Annotated in this window: 2 protein-coding genes; one reads left to right on the top strand and one right to left on the bottom strand. The window is 68.9% G+C overall.

Annotation, left to right across the window (positions count from 1 at the left end):
* A partial coding sequence (locus QMK30_RS38325) for a hypothetical protein (protein WP_283522949.1) occupies nt 1–373 on the bottom strand: 373 nt, incomplete at its 3' end.
* 137 nt (nt 374–510) lie between these two features.
* Between QMK30_RS38325 and QMK30_RS38320 the strand changes: the two genes are divergently transcribed.
* Nucleotides 511–958 (top strand): DUF6328 family protein (locus QMK30_RS38320; protein ID WP_283522948.1); only part of this gene is annotated, 448 nt, incomplete at its 3' end.

Raw genomic sequence — 958 nt, 5'->3', positions numbered from 1 at the left:
GGCGCGGGGTGCGCCGGCGCAGGAGTCTGCGGATCTGGCGCAGTGGATGGAGGGACAGGTCGTGGGGGACGGGTGACACTCGGCCTGGAGGCATCTGGGGCATGGGGTGCATGCGCCCGGCGAGCTCGAGTATGCAGGTGGGGGCGTCGCCGAGGGGCTCACTGGTGTGCAGGGTGATGTCGAAGGGCTGGGGTGGGTCGCCGGGCAGCTCACCGGTGAGCGTGATCTTGGGCCTGCGGTGCCTCGCCTGTACTCGCTGGTATCCGACCACTTTGCCGTCCACGAGCAGCTCCGTCTCGCGTGTGTCGTGTCGTGTCAGCACCGTGACGGAGTGATCGGCTACGTCCAGGTGGAAGCGGTGAGCGCGGGCCATGGCGCACCTCCCGACGAGCGTTGCGCGTATCTCCAGCGTAGGTGGTGTCCGCGTCGGAACTCCTCCCTGCGAGACCAACCCATTTTGCGCAATCGTGGGAAAGTGTCCTATAAGAGAAATTTCGGCGAGGGAGTGGCATGGCCCGGCAAACCGGGGGTCGCCGAGACAGCACCCCAGCTCTTCCCGCTCAGCGGCGCGGGCGTGAGGAGACCTCGGAGGAGCGCGCGGACCGGATGTGGGCCTACCTCCTGCAAGAGCTGCGCGTGGCCCAGACCGGCGTGCAGATCCTCTTCGGTTTCCTGCTCATCGCCGTGTTCCAGCCGGCGTTCACCGACCTCAGCGACACCGACCGCACCCTGTATGTCACCGCCGTCGTGCTGGGGGCGGCCAGTGCCGGGGCCCTCATCGGGCCGGTCTGCCTCCACCGGGTCGATGAGGGCCGCCGCATCAAGCCCCAGGCCGTTGCCCTGGCCTCCCGCATGGCCAAGACCGGTCTGGCCATGCTTGCGGCGACCTCCGCCCTGACCCTGCTCCTACTGCTGCGCGTGGCGCTCGCCGACACTCTCGCCGCCTGGCTGACCGCCG

The organism is Streptomyces sp. H27-C3 (assembly GCF_030063415.1).
Classification (GTDB): domain Bacteria; phylum Actinomycetota; class Actinomycetes; order Streptomycetales; family Streptomycetaceae; genus Streptomyces.
Note: the sequence above shows the minus strand (reverse complement) of the source record. Positions and strands in the feature narration are given on the sequence as shown.